Consider the following 19,605-nt stretch of genomic DNA (forward strand, 5'->3'; position numbering starts at 1 on the left):
ACCCTTTTCGGATCGGGCGGGTGCGGAGCATCCGACCTTTTCCGCCCGAACAAGCGCCTCGCAAGGGCCCCGAAGTCAAGCCCCAATCGCAATCGTCGCGAAGCGGCGATGACGAAACCAAAGCTCGTCAGGTCTTTGACCCGCGCGCCCACCTACGCAAGGCGACAGAACGCACGGCACGCGACCACCCCGCTGGAACCGCAGCTCACCCGCAACCGCAACCACCGCACGGCGCGTCAGCGCCCACCCCACAGGACTACGTAACCCAGCCATCTACGTAGTACCTACCGACGCGAACGACACCCCGAAATCGCAAAACTCCTCGTGTGACAACGACACGACCTGCACCAACGCGAACGGCCAGGGCGGTGGTCCTGGCCTCCGCCACTCTGACGATCATGGCGGCGGCGATCATCGCCCCGAGCCTCCCCGCGATGGGCGAGGTGTACGGCGAGGGTGTCCTGGTCAGGCTCGCCCTCACCATCACCTCCCTGGCGATCGCGATCAGCGCACCGATCGCGGGCCTGGCAGCAGACCGAGTCGGCCGCAAACCCCTCCTGACCGCCAGCCTCGCCGCCTACGCCATCACGGGCACCGCGGGCTACTTCGTCGACAGCCTCCCCGTGCTCCTCATGACCAGAACCCTTCTGGGCCTGGCGGTCGGCGGCATCATGACGTCGGTCAGCGCCCTGATCACGGACTGGTTCGACGGCCCGGAACGAGGCAGATTCCTGGGCCTGCAACAGGCAGCAGCCAGCCTGGGCGGCGTCATGTTCCTCCCGCTGGCGGGAATCCTCGCGGGCATCGACTGGCGCCTGCCGTTCTGGCTCTACAGCATCGCAGCGGCAATCGCACTGGCCGCCGTCACCGGGCTGACACACGACGCCAGAACCACCCTGAAAGCAGCGAAAGCCGATTTCCCCAAGAAGGCGATCAGCATCTACCTGCTCGCGGGCACGGCAACGCTGGTCTTCTACATGGCCCCGACCCAGCTCCCGTTCCTGCTGAAGAACCTCAACGCCAGCCCAGCCGTCATCGGCCTGGTAGTAGCCGGTAGCACCCTGAGCAGCGTGGCGGGCGCCCTGGCGTTCAACAAACTCCCCAAGGGCCACATAACCGCAGCGAGCGTCGCACTCCTGGGTCTCGGCTGGCTCGTGATCGGCTTCGGCAACTCCATCCCACTGGTCACCGCGGGACTCCTCGTCGGCGGCTTCGGCGTGGGCCTCGTCGTCCCGAACCTGAACCTCCAACTGGCCAACGCGGCCGGCCCGCAGCAACGCGGGCGAGTCCTCAGTGGACTCGTGGCCGGCATCTTCCTCGGCCAGTTCCTGTCACCGCTCGTCATCGCACCGCTGGTCCAGACGGCCGGCATCCCTGCCGCGTTCATCTGGACCGGTGTCGTCACCACCATCGCAGGGGCGGTCCTCGCCCTGGCACACAAGGAGAAGAACTGAGATGATCTACCACGGCAACCGCTTCACCCTGCGCCAGGACGCCTCGCCCGAGCAGATCGAGGAAGCGCTGGAGAGCCTGCGCAACCAGGGGCGCGTGATTCCGAGCGTCAAGTCGTTCGTCGTCGGCCGGGACTACGGTGGCGAGTTCGAGTGGGGCGCCACGTTCGTCATCGAGGACCTCGAGGGCTACTGGGAGTACCTGATCCACCCGGCCCACCGCAACACCGACCGCGTGGGTCTGCCGCTCGTCGACAAGTTCGTGTCGTTCGACATCACCGACGACGAGGACCCCGAGATGGGCGCGAAGATCGCCGCGCTGCACCAGAAGCGCTACGACGCAGACCCCGAGCTCACGAAGCTCGTGTCCGACCTCGGTGAGTACACGGGCAGCGCTGCCCCCGGCCCGCACGGAGACAAGTGATGATCGACGTCACGCAGGCATGGGCCGACCTCTGGAACGGTGACCTCGCCCTCGTCGAGACCACGGTCAGCGAGGACTTCCTCTCGCACGCCGCACCGTTGCTCGGTGGGCCGCCTCAGGACCACACCGGACGCGAGAACCTCGCCGAGTGGGTGCGGGGCGCGCACGAGAACCTGCCAGGGCTGAAGTTCACCGTCCAGGTCGGACCGATCGTGCAGGAGCCGTTCCACGTGCTGCGCTGGCACGCCGAGGCCGGGGAGATCTCCTTCTACGGCACGGACATCCTCCGTGTCGTGGATGGCGTGATCGTCGAGTACTGGGCCAACGCCGACAGCCTGTGGGCCGCCCAGCAGCTCGGAGCCCAGTGATGGCCACCCAGGCCTGGATCGACTTCTGGAACGGCGACCTGTCGCTCGCCGAGAACATCGTCCACGACGACTTCGTCTGGCACGTCGCACCGCTCACCGGTGGCCCGAGCCAGGACCACAGCGGACGCGAGGCCCTCGTCCAGTGGGTGCGCGGCTCCCACGAGAACATGCCGGGCCTGAAGTTCACCGTCGAGGTCGGGCCGATCTCGGAGGAACCGTTCCACGTGCTCCGCTGGTTCGCCGAGGCGGGCGAGATCTCCTTCCACGGCACGGACATCCTCCGGACCGAGGACGGCAAGATCGTGGAGTACTGGCTCAACGCCGACGGTCTCTGGGCCGCTCAACAGCTCGGCATCATGCCCAGGATCAGCTGAACACACCCGCCAGCTGCCGCCGCGAGTTGATGCCCAGTTTGCGGAAGACGTTCCGCAGGTGGGCATCGACCGTGCGGGGGCTCAGGAACAGCCGGGCGGCGACCTCCTTGGACGTCGCCCCGGTGGCCACGAGCCGCGCGATGTGCTGTTCCTGTTCGGTGAGGTCGTCCGCAGCCTGTGCGGACCGGCTGCGGGCGACCTCCCCGGTGGCCTTCAGCTCAACAGCCGCCCTCGTCGCGAAAGCCTGCATTCCCATGGAGGACAACAACGAGTGCGCGGTTCGCAGCTGTTCCCGGGCGTCGACCCGCCGACCGGCCCGGCGCAACCATTCGCCGTACAGCAGATGCGCCCGCGCCAGGTACGGCCGAGCCGTGGTGATCTCCAGGTGCGACAGGGCAGCCAGGTAGTCCGATTCCTCACCGGAGACCAGAGCCCGCGCGGACGCCGCGACTCCCAGGCCCCACTCGGTACCGGCCGCCGAGGTTCGTTCGGTGAGATCCTCCAGCGCCTCCAGCGCGGACTTCTCCTCACCACACCGCATCGCCGCCTCGACCAGCTCGGGCAACGCGATCCCGGCGAGGTAGAGATCCCCGGGCTCCACGGCCTTCTGCGCGGCCGCAAGTGCCGCCGGGTACTGGCCGGTCGCGTTGTGCAGCACGGCGGAAGCCCACTGCGCGTTCGCCACCAGCAGCCCCTCGACGCGCGCGGCAGCCTGCGTCGCGTGCTGGATCTGCGTCACCAGCTCCTTGCCGCTCCCGCGCATCGCCGCCAGGTGCAGCCGCGGATAGGGCAGGGGAGTCACGCCCAGCGCGTCCGCGACGGCTTCTTCCTCGGCGATGGCCGACGCGGCCGCCCCGAAATCACCGGCGTGCACCGCCACCACAGCGGTCTGGGCCAGCCCGAGCCGCAACACGAACGGCGACCCGGCCTCCCGACCGGTCTTCATCAGCCAGTCGGTGACCGTGTGGTGCACCGCGGTGTCCCACAGCTCGCCCGCCAGCATCGTCGCCAGCGCGGGATGGCGAGTCCACACGAGACTGTCGAAAGCCTTCCGCAGCAACGGAACAGCGGCCCGATGCCCTTCCTCGGCGAGCACCACCAGCGCGTTCAGCACGTCCGGCTCAGGAGGCATCGTCCGAGCCTCGCGCACGACGACGTCCATGACCCCGCTGGCCCGCCCGACCACCAGCCCCATCTCCAGCGCGTCGAGCACGCAGTCACGAGCCGCCGCACCGGTCATCCGCCGGGCAGCGCTCAGCACGAACCCAGGTCCGTCGTTCGCGGGGTTGCGGGCGAACGCGACCTGCCCACACAACCTCTCGACCTTCGCGACCTCGGACGAGTCCAGCAATCCCACATCCACCGTGCTCAGCAACTCGCCGGCGTCGTCCACGGCTCCTGCGTCGAACTTCGCCTCGCCCGCCGCGAGCGTGCGCAGCGCGCGCAACCGCGGGTCCAGCGACAACGCCGCCGCCCGCTCCAGAAACGCCGCGGCCGCCGCCACCCCACCGCGAGACCGCGCCCGGGACGCCGATCTCTCCAGCTCCGCCGCCACCTCGTCGTCAGGTCCGGTACCGGCCTGCGCGAGATGCCACACCCGCCGATCCGGATCCGCCTGAGCGTCCGTCACCGCCGCGAGCGCGAGATGCGCGGCCTGTCTCTCCGCGGCATCGGCCGCGAGGTAGACGGCAGAGCGTGCCAGCGGATGGCAGAACCGGACCCGAGTCGACAGGCTGACCAGCCCGGACGCCTCGGCGACCGCACCGGCTGTCGTGAGATCCAGCCCGAGCTGCCCCGCCGCCGCCCACAGCAGCCGAGGCTCACCTGTCGGATCGGCACTGGCCACCACCAACAACGACCGCGCGTCGTCGGGCAGCGCAGCGACCCTGCTCTGGAAACTGGCCTCGACCGCGCTCGGCGCCGACGACACCGAAGGCAGCGCGAACCCGCCCGCGCGCGGCAGTTCCAGCAGCGCCAACGGGTTGCCGCGCGCCTCGGCGAGCAGCCGCTCCCGCACCTTGTCGTCCACCGGTTCGGCCGCGAGCAACGCCCGTGCCTGCGCATCGGGCAAGCCTTCCAGCACCAGCGCGGGAAGCTGAGCGATCAGGCCGGGTTCTCGTGCGGCGAGCACCAGCACGATCGGATCCGCCGCCAGCCGCCGCCCGAGGAACGTGAAGACCCGCGCCGACGCCTCGTCGAGCCAGTGCGCGTCGTCGACCAGGCAGACCAACGGACCCGCGGCGGACAGCAGGTCCAAAGTGGCCAGTCCGATCTGGAGCACGTCCGGCTGTCCGCCGGCCAGCCCGAACGCGACCTCCAGTGCCGCCCGGCGACCGGGAGCAAGCTCGCCCAGGCGGTCCAGCACCGGCACGCACAACTGGTGCAGCGCCGCGAACGGCAGTTCGGTCTCGAACTCGGACCCCGACGCCTCCAGCAGCCGGAACCCGGACGCCGCCTCCCGCACGTGGTCCAGCAGCGCGGACTTGCCGATGCCCGCCTCGCCGCGCAGCACGAGCGCTCCGCCACGACCCTCCCCGGCCGCGCTGATCAACCCGTCCAGACAACGGATCTCGTCATCACGGCCGAGGAGGTGTGTGCGCATGACCGCACATTAGTCACCCGGACACAGGTGCAGCGGGAGAACGCTCCCACCTGAGACGCCGACGTGGACACGCGAGACCACGAACCCCGGCCCGGTCGACAGCCGGAAGTCCGCACCGGCGTTCTGCCTGTTGGAGAACCCGGCGTCGGGCAGCGTGAAGGTGGCTGTCCGCCACGTGCCGGTACCGGTGTTCGTCCAGGAGGCGCTGCCCTGGTACGGCTGACCGGTCGAGTCGTACTGCACGTTCCACTGCCCTGTGCCGGTGTCCAGATAGTCCACTGTGATCGTCGCGGCATGGGCCGAACCGGCGGGCACGAGGTCGTCGGTGATCGCGAAGTACAGGTAGCCGTCGAGCGTCTTGCGCCCTGGCCTGCCGTCAACGCTCACCGGTTCGCTGTGCCCGTCGCCGCTGTCCAGCCGCTGCAACCCGCACTCGGTGTCTGCGGCAGCGAGATCAGCGCACACCGTTGCCCGCCCGTCCGCAGCTGGAACCGTGACCTTGATCGTTCCGCCCGGCAGTGCCCGTCCGGACTCGTCCGTGAAATTCACCGGAACCGAGTGATAACCGGACGGCGCGTTCACCGCGACACTCACCTGCTGCGAACTCCGCCCGCGCAGAACGCCCGACGACGGGGTCACGGTGATCCCGGCGGAAGGCTTCGCGGTCCAGTGCACGACATCGGAGCGTCCATCGGCATCCACCACACCGATGGTCAGCGGGAAGGACGTGCCGGCCTGCGCGACCACCTGACCGGTCGGGCTGGTGTAGCCGATCGCGCCGGCCTGACCCTCCGAATAGGACGGCGGAGCCGAACTCGGCGAGGTCGCCCACGAGGTGTTCGGCGTGGCCGACAGGTCGAAGCCGAGCGCCGCGCCGTCCCGCAACACCGAAGACGGCAGGGAGGTGCGCTCCCACGCCCTTCCGTTCAGCGTCAGGCGCTGGACGTACGGACGATCGGTGGCGGCCGCGGGGGCGTTGATCGTGATCGTCCGCCCGTTCGCCAGGTGGATCACGGCCTTGGAGAACAACGGACTCGCGAGCGCGAGATCGGTGGTGCCCGGCGTGACGGGGTAGAGGCCGAGCGCCGCCCACACGTACCAGGACGACTGCGCGCCCAGGTCGTCGTTGCCGGGCTCACCGTTCGGTGTCGCCGAGAACAGCTGCTTCTCGATGCGCCGCACGACCTCCTGCGTCTTCCACGGCTGGCCGGTGTAGTCGTAGAGCCACGGCGTCGCGAAGTCGACCTCGTTGCCCGACCACTGGTACGGCGCGTTCGGCCCGACGTTGAGCTGCTGGAAGAACGTGTCGGCGCGCTTGTTCACCGCGTCCCGGCCGCCCATCGCGGTGATCAGCCCGGCCATGTTCTGCTGGACGAAGTAGTTGTACTGCGCGGCGTTGCCCTCGTCGAACCCGTCCTGCCCGAACCTGCCAGGCGGCGGCGCGACGAACCCGGGCCCGGACGGAAACGCTCCGACGCTGTCCTTGGGCCGCAGATATCCGGTGCCGCCGTCGAACACGTTCTGCCAGTTCTGCGCGCGAGCCGCGTACGTCCGTGCGACATCGGGTTTGCCCAGAGCCGACGCGAACCGGGAGATCGAGAAGTCGTCGAGCGCGTACTCCAGCGTCTGCGACCCGCCCAGCCGCACGTGTCCCTGCTCGGAACGATCATTCGGCACGTACCCGAACTTCTGGTAGTCCACGACGCCTTGTCGTTGCTGGTAGGGGAAACCGGGCGGGGCCGGCGTCGTCGCGCCCTTCACCATGTACTGCAACGCCGTCGCGGTGTCGAAGTCCCGAGCGCCGAACGCGTGCAGCGAAGCCAGGAACGGTGTGGCGTTGTCGCCGCTCATCACTCCCGACTCGGAGTTCATCACCGGCCACTTCGGCAGCCATCCGAAGTGCACGGCGTCGTTCACCAGAGACTGGGCGAGATCGCTCGCGATGTCCGGCCGCAGCAACGCCTGCAGCGCGGCGAGGCAGCGATACGTGTCCCACAACGAGAAGTTGGCGTACTGGACGCGTTGCTTCCCGCTCACCGAGTAGATCTTCGAGTCGAACCCGATGTACCGGCCGTCGACGTCGCTGAACGTCGTCGGGTACAGCAACGAGTGGTACAGCGCGGTGTAGAACGTCTTCTGCTGGTCCGTCGTGCCGCCACCGATCTCGATGCGGGACAGGTTGTCGTGCCAGAGTTTCCGCGCCTCGGCCTTGATCGGCGCGAGGTCCCAGTCAGGAATCTCCGCACGCATGTTCTTCTGTGCGCCTTCAACGCTAACGTACGAGATCGCGACCTTCGCCCGAACGGTCTGATCAGCGCTGGTGTCGAACGTCAGGTAGCCGCCGGAACGCGGCCCGGACACGTCGAACGAGCTCGACGGCGGGCTGACAGAGGTGCCGTCCCAGCTGCCGACCGTCGTGAATGGACGGTCGAACGTCAGCGAGTAGTAGATGGTGTAGCTGTGCTTCTTGCCGCAGAAGTCACCGGTCACCGCAGATCCGACGACCTCGCGATCGCTGACCGTGCGCACCGACGCGGCCTTGTTGCCGTTGAGACTCGCGCCCGCTTTGACCAGCACACGTGCCTCGTCGGTGGCCGGGAATGTGTAAGAAGAAAGCCCGGTTCGGGTCGCGGACGCCATGTCGACGCGGACGTTCGAGTCGGCGAGCGTCACCGCGTACTCGCCGGCCTTCGCGATCTCGGTGCTGTGCGAGAAGGTCTCGGTCCGGTTCCACGGCGCCGCACCGACGTCACCGACGACAGGCAGGATCGGCACGTCGCCGTACTGCGTGCACCCGACCGACGCGTGCGTGAGGCTGAACCCGCGAATCTTGGTGCTGTCGTACGAATAACCCGCGTACGCGCCGGGTGTGTCCGGGCTCCACTGCAGCATGCCGAACGGCACGGCGGGACCGGGGAAGTTGTTGATCTGGCCGACCGTCTCGCCGCCGTTGCCGGTGCCGATCATCGGGTCGACGAGCGAAACAGGGTCAGCGACAAGGGAAACCGCCTGGGCCGGTGGCGTGATCACACCGAGCACCACGACAACCGCTACTACGCTCCGTGATAACACAGTTGCACAGCGCATGGGCTTGAACTATCGGTTTTTGATCAAACCTTGTCAATAGTGAGGAGGTTCGGCGCCTCCGCGAGCACGAGTGCGGCGGCCCCGCGCGCACTGGCGCTGTCACCCAGTGCGCTGTGCAGAATCCGCAGCTCACCGTGCAGATCGCTGAGCGCGTTCCGTCGCAGTGCCCGCCGGATCGGGTCGAACAGCACATCGCCCGCCGCCGCGAGCTCACCACCGACGACCACGAGCTCGGGGTTCAACGCCATCACCGTCATCGCGAGCGTCCTGCCGACCGCCTCACCCGCGTCCTCCACCGCCCGCACCGCACCGCGATCACCGGCCAGCAGCAACGCCATCAGCTCGGCGTTCGTGACGACCCGGCCCCAGCTGCGCGACAACAACCGGGCGATCGCGGACGGGCTCGCGATGGTCTCCAGGCAGCCGCGGTTGCCGCACCGGCACACCTCGCCGTTCGGGTCGATCGAGATGTGGCCGAGTTCGCCGACCAGCCCGTCGTGGCCGAGCAGCATCTGCCCGTCGCACACCACGCCCGCGCCGATCCCGGCCGAGAGCCGCAGGTAGACCACGTCGTCGCACGCGCGCGCCACGCCGTACCTGCGTTCGGCCACAACGCATGCGTTGGCGTCGTTGACCACGAGCGTGCGCAGGCCCGTGCGGTCGGTCAGCATCTCCGCCGGCTTGGCGCCGACCCACGCGGGCATGATCCCCTCGGCGCGCAGCACACCCGTTCTTCGGTCGACCGGGCACGCGATGCCCACGCCGAGGCCGAGCACGAGGGAGCGGTCGACCTCTTCGAGCGCGGCCTCGACCAGTTCGGCGGCCGCGGACACGGTGGCGTCGGCGGAACTGTCGACGTCGAGGTCGACGCTGTCGTCCCAGACCGGGGTGCCGGTGAGATCGCTCAGGACGAGGCGGGCGTGGTCGTGGCCGATGTCGAGACCGAAGGCGTACCCGGCTTCGGGGACGAAGGAGATGACCTGGGGTGGGCGGCCGAGGCGGGATGGCGTGCCGGGTTCGCGGTGGGGTGGCTCGCCGACCAGGTGCGACGACACCGCGCTCTGCTCGCGGGCAGCGAGGGCTGGCTCGCGGCTGGGCTTGGCCGACACCGCGTTCTGTTCGCGGGCAGTGACGTCTGGCTGGCGGCCGGGCTTGGCCGACCCCGCGCTCTGTTCCCGGACGATCCCTTCACGGATCAGGTCGCCGATCAGCGAACTGATCGTGGCGCGCGACAACCCCGTGTAGCGCAACAGATCCCCGCGCGAGACCTCGCCCAGTTCGGTCAACGCCTGCAGCACGCGCAGGCGGCCGAGGCGCCGCATGTTGGCCGGGGTCTCTGACATCGGACAACTCTAGCAACGGAGTTCTTCCGACTTCAGGCGAAAGTTTGTACCGGAACTCGCGCAAAACGTTGACTTGTGTCGTGAATCGGCGGAACCGTGAACTCCGCGTTGCGAAGGCTCACCTTCGGTCCTGGCGGAGGTCCTCCATGTCTCGTCGCTTGCTGCCCGCACTCGTCGCCGCGTTGACCGTGATCAGCGGCGTTGTCGCGACCGGCCCGGCCAGAGCCGCGGCCGCGACGCCGATCTACCGCGACACCCGCTACACGTTCGCCGAACGAGCGGCGGACCTGGTGTCGCGCATGACCTTGCCGGAGAAGGTGCGGCAGCTGCACACCAACAACGCCCCGGCGATCCCGCGGCTCGGCGTGCAGCAGTACACGTACTGGAGCGAGGGCCAGCACGGCCTCAACCGGCTCGGCGGCGACCCGCGCGGCGGCGGCCAGGGCTGGGTCGACAACGTGCACGCGACGAGCTTCCCGGTGAACTTCGCGACCTCGATGTCGTGGGATCCCGGCCTGATCCACGCCGAGACCACCGCGATCTCCGACGAGGCCAGGGGTTTCGTCGACAAGTCGTTGTTCGGCACCGGGCAGAACAACATCGGGCCGGACATCAACGAGTACGGCGACCTGACGTACTGGGCGCCGACCGTGAACCTCGACCGCGACCCGCGCTGGGGCCGCACCGACGAGGGCTTCGGCGAGGACCCGCACCTGGTCACGCGGATGGCGGGCGCGTTCGTCAACGGCTACCAGGGCAACACGATCGACGGCACCCCGACGACCCCGTACCTCAAGGTCGCCGCGACGCTGAAGCACTACGCGCTCAACAACGTCGAGGACGATCGGCTGTCCGGCAACTCCGCCGCGACCGAGGCCGACCTGCGGCAGTACTACCTCAAGCAGTTCCAGGGGATCATCGAGCGCGACCACGCCAGTGGCCTGATGACGTCGTACAACTCGATCAACGGCACGCCCGGCGCGGTGCACGGCTACCTGGTGAACCAGCTGGCGCAGCGCACCTACGGCTTCGACGGGTACTCGGTGTCGGACTGCGACGCGATCGCGACGGTCTGGCAGCCGCCGCCCACCGGGCACCTGTGGGCGGCGCCGGGCTGGCGTTCGTCCATCGAGGGCGCCCAGGTCGTGTGGACGAACAACTCCACCAGTCGCAAGATCCCGGCCGCCGCGGGAGCTCTGGCGTTCGGTCTGCGCGCCGGCACGCAGCTGAACTGCGAGGGCGCCAACGCGACGGTGACCAACGTCCAGGCCGCCATCGACGCGGGCATCCTGTCCGAGGGTGTGCTCGACGCGTCGCTGGTGAGAGTGTTCACGATGCGCATGGCGACCGGTGAGTTCGACCCGGCGGACCAGGTCGGCTACACGAAGATCACCAAGTCGGTGATCGAGAGCGCGGCCAACCAGGCGCTCGCCACGAAGGTCGCGGACAACTCGGTGGTGCTGCTGAAGAACCAGAACGTGCTGCCCGCCGATCCCGCGCGGACGTCCAAGGTCGTGGTGCTCGGCGACCTCGCGAACAAGGTCACCCTGGGCGGCTACAGCGGCCAGCCGACCCACACGGTGAACGTCGTGCAGGGCATCCAGGCCGCGCTGCCGAACGCCTCGGTCGTGTTCGACGCGGCCGGAACCTCCACGACCGCAACTTCTCCGGCGGTGCTGAGCGACGCGACCAAGAACGCCGTGCGTGCCGCCGACCTGGTCGTGATCTTCGCGGGGACGGACATGGACGTGGCACGGGAGGGCAAGGACCGGTCCACGATCGCCATGCCCGGCAACTACACCTCGTTGATCGACCAGGTCAGCGCGCTCGGCAACCCGCGCACGGTGCTCGCAGTGCAGGCGATGGGCCCGGTGACGTTCGACCAGACGAAGGTCCCGGCGGTGCTGTTCAGCGGCTACAACGGCCAGAGCCAGGGCACCGCGCTCGCCAACGTGCTGTTCGGCAAGCAGAACCCGGACGGGCACCTCAGCTTCACCTGGTACCGCGACGACTCGCAGCTGCCGCCGATGCAGAACTACCGGCTCAACGCGGCGGGAACGGGCGGACTCGGCCGCACCTACCAGTACTTCACCGGCACGCCGACGTTCCCGTTCGGCTACGGCCAGAGCTACAGCACCTTCAGGTTCTCGAACGTGACAGCGGACCGGACCACCGCTTCCCCGAACGACACCGTCAACGTCAGCCTCGACGTGACGAACACCGGTCAGCGCGCCGGAACAACGGTCGCCCAGCTCTACGTCGCCGCACCGGGCGCGGGCACGGGCGATGTGCCGTTGCAGAAGCTCGCCGGGTTCCAGAAGACCCGCCTGCTCACCCCAGGTCAGACGCAACGGGTCGTGATCCCGGTGAAGGTCCGCGACCTCGCGTTGTGGGACACGGTGAACAAGCGCGAGACGGTGACGGCGGGCACCTACCAGTTCCGCGTCGGCACGGACGCGGCGTCGATCGTGGCGCGCAAGGACGTCCGGGTGAGCGGCGCCATCACACCACGCGTGAAGCACGTGACCGTTCAGCCTGAGAACGTCGTGCACCGGCCGGGCCAGACGTTCTCGTTGCTGGGCAAGAACCGCTGGCTCGCCACGGACACCAACGTGACCGCCGACCGGGTGCTGGAGGCCGTCAACGACGACCAGACCTTTGTGGACCTCAGCCGCGCGCAGGTCAGCTACAAGAGCAGCAACCCGGCTGTCGCGTCGGTGGACTCCCAAGGCGTGGTGCGCGCGATCAAGGACGGCGCCGCGACGATCACCGCGACCGTGAACGGAGTCTCCGGCTCAGCGCCGATCCTGGTCACCGGCACGCTGACCAGCACAGTGCCGTCGATCCTGGCCGCCGGCACGTCCGACACCGCGAGCGCCACGTTCACCAACGGCAGCACCGAAGAAGTGCGCGGACTGTCGGTGACGATCACCGCGCCGAACGGCTGGACCGCCACGCCGACGACGCCGACCACGTTCGACCGCGTTGCCGCCGGTGCCTCGGTGACGGTGAAGTGGACGGTGTCCGGCAGTGCGAGCCCAGGCAGTTATCAGATCGGGTTCACGGCGAGCTCCAGCCTCGGCGCGTTCGAAGCAGGCGGCACGGTCAAGGTCCCGTACGGCTCGGTCGCGGCCGCGTTCACCAACACCGGCATCAGCAACGACAACCAGCCGGTCAGCGGCGCGTTCGACGGCAGCGGTCTGAACTACTCCGCGCAGGCACTGGCGGCGGCAGGTCTCGCGTCCGGTCCGGTGAACGTCGGCGGCATCCCGTTCACCTGGCCGCAGCCGAACACCGCCAACAACGTCGTCGCGGGTGGTCAGGTGCTGCCGGTGAGCGGCCAGGGCCGGTTGCTCGGCTTCCTCGGCTCGAGCGCGTTCGGCAGCACCTCGGCACCGGGCACGATCGTCTACACCGACGGCAGCACGCAGAGCTACACGCTGTCGTTCGCGGACTGGTGGTCGGGCAACGCCTTGCCGGGCACCTCGATCGCCGCCGCCACCCCGTACATCAACGTCGGCCCGAACAGCACCCGTCAAGATCAGCGCGTGCACGTCTACCTCGCGTGGGCACCGCTCGACCCGGCCAAGACGGTGAAGTACGTGATCCTGCCGGACATCGCGCCGAGCCAGGTGCCGAACAACCCGGCGATGCACGTGTTCGCCGTCGGCATCGGGCAGTCGGCCGACGCGGTGGTCGGCGCCGACCTCGGCAACCCCGACACACCGCGCGGCGCGTGGATCAAGGACGGCGACGACGGCCGCACCACACCGATCACCGTCGGTGGGCGAACCGGCCGCACCACAACGGGTTCCGCGTCGCCGTTCATGTACTTCGACATCGACGACAGCGTGGTGCCCGGCGGCCGCTACCAGGCCACGGCGCACGTCGACTACTTCGACCGCGGCACGAGCACCTGGAACATCCAGTACGACTCGTTCGGCAACGTGGGCAACAACGCCTACCGCGACTCGCAGTTCGTCACGAACACCGGCACCGAGACGTGGAAGACCGCGGTGATCCCGTTGCCCGAAGCGGCGTTGACCAGCAGGCAGAACAACCATTCCGATCTGCGGTTGCAGATCGGAACGGCCGGCCAGGCGATCGGGCGCGTGCGGTTCGTCGTCTCCGGGGACAACGTCGTGCCGATTCACCTCATGTCGTGAACAGCTTCAGCCCGGACAACTGGCCCGCGGGCCAGCCCGTGTTGCTCGCGAACGTGAGTCTGACGTAACGAACCTCGTTGCCGGGCAACGAGAGCGTGACCGAGTTGCCGGTCGCCGGGTCGAACTCGCACCCGGCGGCCGGTCGCAGCACGGTGAACGACTGGCCGTTGGAGCTGCCCTCAACGGTGATGACCTGGGTCCGCCGTCCCCAGGCCGGGTCGGGCGGGAGCGTCAGCACCGCCCGCCCCGGCATCGCCGGCGTGCCGAGGTCGACCTGAACCCATTGCGGGAACACGTTGTTGGCGCTCTCCCAGTACGAGCGCGGGTCGTTGTCCGTCACGTACCCGCTGCCGTAGTGCTGGGTCTGCGAGCTCTGCTGCGTCGGCTTGCCAGCCGCGAGGTCGACGTTCGGCGCCGGCGGATTGCCGAGCATCGGTTGCGTTGGACGCGTTGGAGTCAGCGGGATCTGGCCTTTGAGCATGCGACCGCCGTCGTTGGTCAGCCTCAGGTAGTAGTCGGAGGAACAACGCGTGCCGTCCTCGTCCAGGGCGAGATAGCCGGATCCGGCGGGTACGTCGGCCTGGGTCTCGGCGGTCTTGCAGATCTGGTTGCCCTCGTTGAACTCGTCGAACATCGAGATGTAGATGCCCTGCACGCCGAGGCGGACCATGTTGTAGAACTGCCGCCACATGAAGTCGCCGTGCACCCGTTGGCGTTGCGCGACGTCGCCGGGCAGGACACAGGGCTGGTAGTCGATGCCGAACGCGGTGCACTCGGCCTGGTCCGGGCCGTTGATGTTGGTGTGGAAGTGGTCCGACTCGCCGATGTTGTTGACCCGGCCGACCATCCACGGCGAGATCATGTCGAACGACCGGTAGACGCTCGCGAACCCCTTGCGGGAGTCCTCGCCTTCGAGCCGCCAGTGCGTCGGCACACCGCCCATGACGTAACAACCCTGCGCCTTGAACCAGTTGATGACGTCCTGGCACGGCTCCGGGCACCACGGTTTGTTGGGCTCGTTGAACCCGAAGCCCCAGATGCCGACGACGGGTTTGCCGTTCTGGCGGGCGTAGGCGGGCGACGACATGTACGCCGACATCTTGTTCTGCCAGTCAGTTTTGATCTCCGGCTGCATGGTCAGCCAGTCCGTGACGTCGTACATGATGTAGAACTTCCGCCCGGTCGCCTCGGCGGCAGACCTCACGTGCGCGGTGACGGCGTCGCGGATCGGGCCTTCGCCGCCGGTCGGGTTGAAGCGTTGCAGGGCGGCCGTGTCGCAGCCGTTGTCGCGCATCCAGGCGAAGTGGACGTCGACGGTCTGCCTGTCGTAGTTGGAGAACAGCGTGGCCGGGCGGCCGTCGTTGAGGTTCTGGAACGCGGTCTGGTAGGTGCGGGTGTACTCGCGCACGTCCGGCCACACCCGGACCGAGCTCGTCGGGGGAGCGGGCGGTTGGCTCCAGTTGTTGTTCCAGTGCCACCAGCCGTCGATGGGGGAGCTGTCACCGCGGCAGGCGAACCAGCCCTGGTACCCGACGGTGATCTTGCCGACCACGTCACCGGGCGGACTGGCTTGGGCGGCGGGCAGGAACTGCAGGGCGGGGACTGTCAGGGCGGTGCTGAGGAGTGTTCGTCTGGACAGGGACATCGCAAACTCCTTTGTCGGCGATCCGACTCCAGAGTGCAAGAAGTGAACAAGAACACGCAAGATGTAGACGAACCGGTATTGCGCCAAGTGTTGTACTGATGCATGTGGACCAAGTGGTGAACGACGCCGTGGCGGCGATCGAGGCCCGCGACTGGGACGGGCTCAAGTTCCTGCTGCACCCGTACCTGCACTGGACCGAGGGCGGCGTGACGATCCGCGGCCGCACGAAGGTGCTCGCGCATCTGGCCGCCACCCCGCCGGTCGGTGCCCCGGACTCCTACGAGCTGCGTGACGGCCAGATCTACCGGTTCGTGCGGTGAAAAGAGCGAGGCCGGTGCCCGCCGTCTTCGGACACCGGCCTCGCCGTCTTCACTACGCGGGTACGGTCCACCTCTGGTTGGCCCCACCCGTGCACGACCAGATCTGCAGTCTCGCGCCATCAGCCGTGCTGTTGCCGATGACGTCCAGGCACTTGTTGCTGCCGACGTTCACCAGCGCGCCGTTCGTCGCGGTCCAGCGCTGGTTCCCGCCGCCGAAGCAGTCCCAAAGTTGCACCGCCGTGCCGTCCGCCGTCCCGTTTCCGGTGACGTCGAGGCACTTGCCCAGCCCCCGCACGGTTCCGTCGGCGGCCAGCGTCCACTGCTGGTTCGCGCTGCCGGAGAAGCACGTCCACAGCTGCGGCTGGTTGCCGTTCGCGGTCGAGCCGTTCGTGACGTCGAGGCACTTGCCGCCCAGGCCCGTGATGGTGCCGGTGCGGCCGGGCTGACCGGGGTCGAGCGTGCCGGGCCAGGTGAACGTGGCCATGGCGCCGGCCGGGAGGTTGTAGCCGAAGGTCTGGCCGCTGTAGGACACGCGGAAGTTCTGCGCGCCACCGGAGTTCAGCGCCACCAGCACGATCCGGCCGTCCGGGTTGCGGAACGCCACGTTCTGGATGCCGCCCTCGCCGTATCCGGTCGAGTCGATGCGGACCGCACCCGGCTGCACGAACTTCGAGAGGTGGCCGAGCACGTAGTACTCGGCGTTGTAGGTGACGTCGTTGCCGTTGGTCCGGACGACGCCCGTGCAGTTGCCGCAGCTGCCGATGACCGGGCCGTTGTTGTTGTCCAGGGCCATGTTCCAGATCGCGACGGACCGCGCGTGGTTGCGGGTGGCGCCGATCGCGAGGTTGAGCCCCTGCCAGCGCAACGTGTCGCGGAACGTCGAGGCGTCATCGCTGGAACGAGTGCCAGAGCACTCGGTGAAGAAGATGTCCTTGCCCGGCTGGTTGTTCTTCACGACGGACTGTCCGCTCGGGTTGCCGCCGTAGCAGTGCCACGCCGAGCCGATCACGTTGTTGCCCGCGCCGTTGTTCACGGTCTGCGGGTAGTTCGTGTCGTCCCAGTTGTGGTCGTAGCCGAGGATGCGGGCCTGCTGTCCGGCCGCGCGCAGCTTGGGCACCAATGTGTTGATGACGTTGACCTGCTGCTGCGCGGACATCCGCATGCCGGGGTAGCCCGGTGGCTCGAAGTTCGGCTCGTTCTGCACGCTCAGGTAGTCGATCGGGATGCCCGCGGCCTGGTACGCCTGCGCGAACTTCACCAGGTAGTCGGCGTAGACACCGATCCTGCTGTCGTTGAGCGAACCCTGGATGAGGCTGTTGTTGTTCTTCATCCACGCGGGGGCGCTCCACGGTGTCGCCATCACCGCGAGCTGTGGGTTGAGCTGCTTGGCTTGCTGAAGGAGAGGCAGGATGTAGGCGTTGTCGTGCGAGATCGAGAACCGGGAGAGCGTCGGGTCCGCCGCGCCGTCGTTGTAGGTGTAGAAGCTGCGGGAGAAGTCCGTCGCGCCGATCGGCTGGCGGATGAAGCTCATACCGATGCCGGTGGTCTTGTTGAAGAGGTTGTTCATGATCTCGTTGCGACGCGGTGAGTTGAAGATGTTCCACGCCGCCGCGTCGGTGAACGACGCGCCGAAACCGACCATGGACTGGTAGGTCTGGTTCGGGTTGACCGTGATCGTCGGCCCGGTGCCGCCCGAGCCGAACGTCACGTCCGCCTGCTGCCGCAACAGGTTCGAGCGGTCGGCGGTGGTGAGCCACACATTGGCGTTGGTCGCTGCGGTCGCCGACGGGGTGGCGATCCCCGCCATCACGACGGCCGACACGACCGCGATGCCACGCAGGCGTTTTGTCATCGTTGACATAGCGCTCCTTGCAGGGTTTGGGCGCCCAGGTTTTTTACTTGTACAGACGGAGATCCGCGATGCTCCACCAGCTGCTCGACGTGCCGGTGGACGTGATGCGGAGGTACCGCGCGCTGGTCCTGCGCACGTCGATGTTGGTCAGCTGACCGGTGCCGGTTCCGGTCTTGAGCGAACGCCAGGTCGTGCCGTCGTCGCTGATCGACAGGTCCCAGCCGCGGGCGTAGTCACCGAGGTTGCCGCCGCTGTCGAGCGCGACCCGGCGGAAGTCCTTGCGGCGTCCCAGATCCACCTGCACAGCCTGACCCGGCGTTTGGGCTGCGCCGCTCGACCAGCGGGTGGAGGCGTCGTCGTCGATCAGCGCGGGGTCGGTGGCAGTGGCGCCGGTGAGCGGAACGGCGTCCAGCTTGCTGTGGAAACGCGCGATCCAGGTGAACGTCGCCAGCGCACCACCGGGCAGGGTGTACTCGAAGGCGCGGTCACCGACGTTGACGGCGAACGTGCGCGGCTCGTCGTTCTCGTTGTGCACCACCAGAGCCGTGGAACCGTCCGGGTTGCGGAACGCGGCGTCCATGATCTGGCCGTTCCACCCGGTCGTGCCGAACGACGTGCTGGCGATCCTGCGCGCGCCCGGCTTCACGAACTTCGACAGGTGGCCGATCGTGTAGTACTCGGCGTCGGTGGTGACTTCGCCGTTCGGCTGCACGGTGACGAGGCCGGTGCAGGTGCCGCAACCGCCGTTGTGCGGGCCGCCGGTGCTGTCCAGGGCGATGTTCCAGTTCACCGCGCTGCGGGCCCAGTTGCGGGTGGTGCCGAGGACGACGTTGCGGGCGTGCCACCTGAGCGTGTCGCTGAAGACCTTGGCGGGCGGGTCGGTCGCGCCCTTCGAACCCGAGCACTCGGTGAACCAGATTCCCTTGTCCGGGAAGGTGTTGTGCAGCGCGGTCTGGGCCGCGGGGTTGCCGTAGTAGCAGTGGTAGGCGGTGCCGGCGAGCCACTTGGCGGCGGGGGAGCGCAGCACCTGGTACGGGTAGTCGGCTTCCGCGGTGCCGTCGTTGGGGTGCGTGGCCCAGTTGTGGTCGTAGCCCAGGATCTTGGTGCGGGAGCCGAGCAGTTTCGGGCCGAGTGCCTCGATCACCTTGATCTGTGCCGCGACGGGCATGTCCGTGCCGGGGTACGCGTCAGGCTTGCGGTTCTGCGGTTCGTTCTGCACCGACAGGAAATCGATCGGCACTCCGGCTCGGGTGTACGCCTGAACGAATTTCACGAGATAGCGTGCGTAGGCGTCGTAGATCTTCGGGTCGTCCTTGAGCTGACCGCCGACGAGCGAGTCGTTGGTCTTCATCCACGCCGGCGGGCTCCACGGCGTGGCCATGACCTTCAGCTTCGGGTTGAGCCGTTTTGCCTCGCGCAGCAACGGAAGGATCTTCGCCTCGTCGTGCTCGATGCTGAAGTGCTTGAGCGCGAAGTCGGTCTGCCCGGCCGGGACGTCGTCGTAGGTGTAGTGGTCCTTGGCTGCGGTGAAGTCGGACGAACCGACGGGCTGGCGGAGGAAGCTGACGCCGATGCCGCTCGCCGGGTCGAACAGCTTGCGCAGGGTGTCCGCGCGCACGGCCGGGCTGAGGCCCGCGAGGACCTCTGCCGACGAGTCGGTGATGGACGCGCCGAACCCGTCGACGGTCTGGTAGCTCTGATCGGGGTCGACGACGATCGTCGGATGCGTTGAATCGGTTTTGGCGAACGCGACGCGTGGCTGTTCGTGCATCAGCTCCGCGCGGTCCGGCGTGGTGACCCACACGCGCACTTCCGGCGCGCTGGACGCCTCAGCCGTCGGCGCGGTCAGTCCGAGCAGCAGTGCCACGATCGCGATTCGTCTCATGTAACACCCGTTCATCACTGTGAAACATCAGCTTTCAGGATGAAACACCTGGGCGTGGCAAGGGTCAATGGTCTGGACGAGTTCCGGT

General features: G+C 68.0%; 12 protein-coding genes. 6 read left to right on the top strand and 6 right to left on the bottom strand.

Annotated features, from left to right (window positions below; genetic code table 11):
* Positions 1 to 368: 368 nt before the first annotated feature.
* The 4 genes from AB0M24_RS00005 to AB0M24_RS00020 are packed head-to-tail and all read left to right on the top strand — an operon-like array spanning position 369 to position 2,617.
* On the top strand, positions 369 to 1,454 hold the full coding sequence (locus AB0M24_RS00005; RefSeq protein WP_363758434.1) for an MFS transporter: 1,086 nt from the start codon (positions 369 to 371) through the stop codon (positions 1,452 to 1,454).
* 1 nt (position 1,455) lies between these two features.
* Positions 1,456 to 1,875, top strand: a complete 420-nt coding sequence (locus tag AB0M24_RS00010; protein ID WP_363758436.1) for a Dabb family protein — start codon at positions 1,456 to 1,458, stop codon at positions 1,873 to 1,875.
* Positions 1,875 to 2,243, top strand: coding sequence for an ester cyclase (locus tag AB0M24_RS00015; RefSeq protein WP_363758439.1), 369 nt, complete (start codon positions 1,875 to 1,877; stop codon positions 2,241 to 2,243). The genes AB0M24_RS00010 and AB0M24_RS00015 overlap by 1 nt, the downstream gene beginning before the upstream one ends.
* Positions 2,243 to 2,617 (top strand): nuclear transport factor 2 family protein, encoded by a 375-nt coding sequence (locus tag AB0M24_RS00020; RefSeq protein WP_363758442.1) that lies wholly within the window; start codon positions 2,243 to 2,245, stop codon positions 2,615 to 2,617. The genes AB0M24_RS00015 and AB0M24_RS00020 overlap by 1 nt, the downstream gene beginning before the upstream one ends.
* On the opposite strand, the gene AB0M24_RS00025 is transcribed toward AB0M24_RS00020, so the two are convergent.
* The 3 genes from AB0M24_RS00025 to AB0M24_RS00035 are packed head-to-tail and all read right to left on the bottom strand — an operon-like array spanning position 2,610 to position 9,649.
* Positions 2,610 to 5,219: a LuxR family transcriptional regulator gene (locus tag AB0M24_RS00025; RefSeq protein ID WP_363758445.1), complete on the bottom strand. Its 2,610-nt coding sequence runs from the start codon at positions 5,217 to 5,219 to the stop codon at positions 2,610 to 2,612. The genes AB0M24_RS00020 and AB0M24_RS00025 overlap by 8 nt on opposite strands.
* A gap of 9 nt (positions 5,220 to 5,228) precedes the next feature.
* Positions 5,229 to 8,306, bottom strand: a complete 3,078-nt coding sequence (locus AB0M24_RS00030) for a GH92 family glycosyl hydrolase (protein ID WP_363758448.1) — start codon at positions 8,304 to 8,306, stop codon at positions 5,229 to 5,231.
* A gap of 23 nt (positions 8,307 to 8,329) precedes the next feature.
* Complete coding sequence (locus AB0M24_RS00035) at positions 8,330 to 9,649, bottom strand: ROK family transcriptional regulator (RefSeq protein WP_363758451.1); 1,320 nt, start codon at positions 9,647 to 9,649, stop codon at positions 8,330 to 8,332.
* Positions 9,650 to 9,795: 146 nt separating this feature from the next.
* On the opposite strand from AB0M24_RS00035, the gene AB0M24_RS00040 reads away from it, so the two are divergent.
* Complete coding sequence (locus tag AB0M24_RS00040; RefSeq protein WP_363758454.1) at positions 9,796 to 13,815, top strand: glycoside hydrolase family 3 C-terminal domain-containing protein; 4,020 nt, start codon at positions 9,796 to 9,798, stop codon at positions 13,813 to 13,815.
* Here AB0M24_RS00040 and AB0M24_RS00045 read toward each other — a convergent pair.
* Entirely contained in the window at positions 13,805 to 15,460 is a 1,656-nt protein-coding gene (locus AB0M24_RS00045; protein ID WP_363758457.1) for a discoidin domain-containing protein, read from the bottom strand. The genes AB0M24_RS00040 and AB0M24_RS00045 overlap by 11 nt on opposite strands.
* 104 nt (positions 15,461 to 15,564) lie before the next feature.
* On the opposite strand from AB0M24_RS00045, the gene AB0M24_RS00050 reads away from it, so the two are divergent.
* Positions 15,565 to 15,780, top strand: a complete 216-nt coding sequence (locus AB0M24_RS00050) for a hypothetical protein (protein WP_363758460.1) — start codon at positions 15,565 to 15,567, stop codon at positions 15,778 to 15,780.
* Positions 15,781 to 15,832: 52 nt separating this feature from the next.
* Here the strand turns inward: AB0M24_RS00050 and AB0M24_RS00055 are convergent, their stop codons facing one another.
* Both AB0M24_RS00055 and AB0M24_RS00060 read right to left on the bottom strand, forming a co-directional pair.
* Positions 15,833 to 17,632, bottom strand: coding sequence for a ricin-type beta-trefoil lectin domain protein (locus AB0M24_RS00055; protein ID WP_363758463.1), 1,800 nt, complete (start codon positions 17,630 to 17,632; stop codon positions 15,833 to 15,835).
* A 43-nt stretch (positions 17,633 to 17,675) separates the two neighbouring features.
* The gene (locus AB0M24_RS00060) at positions 17,676 to 19,517 is read right to left on the bottom strand and encodes a discoidin domain-containing protein (protein WP_363758466.1); all 1,842 of its coding nucleotides are present in this window, start codon (positions 19,515 to 19,517) and stop codon (positions 17,676 to 17,678) included.
* Between the last annotated feature and the right edge of the window lie 88 nt (positions 19,518 to 19,605).

Origin of the sequence: Lentzea sp. NPDC051838 (assembly GCF_040681245.1) — a bacterium.
GTDB lineage: Bacteria > Actinomycetota > Actinomycetes > Mycobacteriales > Pseudonocardiaceae > Lentzea.

Excerpts from the sequence above, each read along its gene's own strand:
- AB0M24_RS00010 (WP_363758436.1), top strand. The coding sequence starts at position 1,456 with ATGATCTACCACGGCAACCGCTTCACCCTGCGCCAGGACGCCTCGCCC.
- AB0M24_RS00015 (WP_363758439.1), top strand. The coding sequence starts at position 1,875 with ATGATCGACGTCACGCAGGCATGGGCCGACCTCTGGAACGGTGACCTC.
- AB0M24_RS00020 (WP_363758442.1), top strand. The coding sequence starts at position 2,243 with ATGGCCACCCAGGCCTGGATCGACTTCTGGAACGGCGACCTGTCGCTC.
- AB0M24_RS00025 (WP_363758445.1), bottom strand. The coding sequence starts at position 5,219 with ATGCGCACACACCTCCTCGGCCGTGATGACGAGATCCGTTGTCTGGAC.
- AB0M24_RS00030 (WP_363758448.1), bottom strand. The coding sequence starts at position 8,306 with ATGCGCTGTGCAACTGTGTTATCACGGAGCGTAGTAGCGGTTGTCGTG.
- AB0M24_RS00035 (WP_363758451.1), bottom strand. The coding sequence starts at position 9,649 with ATGTCAGAGACCCCGGCCAACATGCGGCGCCTCGGCCGCCTGCGCGTG.
- AB0M24_RS00040 (WP_363758454.1), top strand. The coding sequence starts at position 9,796 with ATGTCTCGTCGCTTGCTGCCCGCACTCGTCGCCGCGTTGACCGTGATC.
- AB0M24_RS00045 (WP_363758457.1), bottom strand. The coding sequence starts at position 15,460 with ATGTCCCTGTCCAGACGAACACTCCTCAGCACCGCCCTGACAGTCCCC.
- AB0M24_RS00055 (WP_363758463.1), bottom strand. The coding sequence starts at position 17,632 with ATGACAAAACGCCTGCGTGGCATCGCGGTCGTGTCGGCCGTCGTGATG.
- AB0M24_RS00060 (WP_363758466.1), bottom strand. The coding sequence starts at position 19,517 with ATGAGACGAATCGCGATCGTGGCACTGCTGCTCGGACTGACCGCGCCG.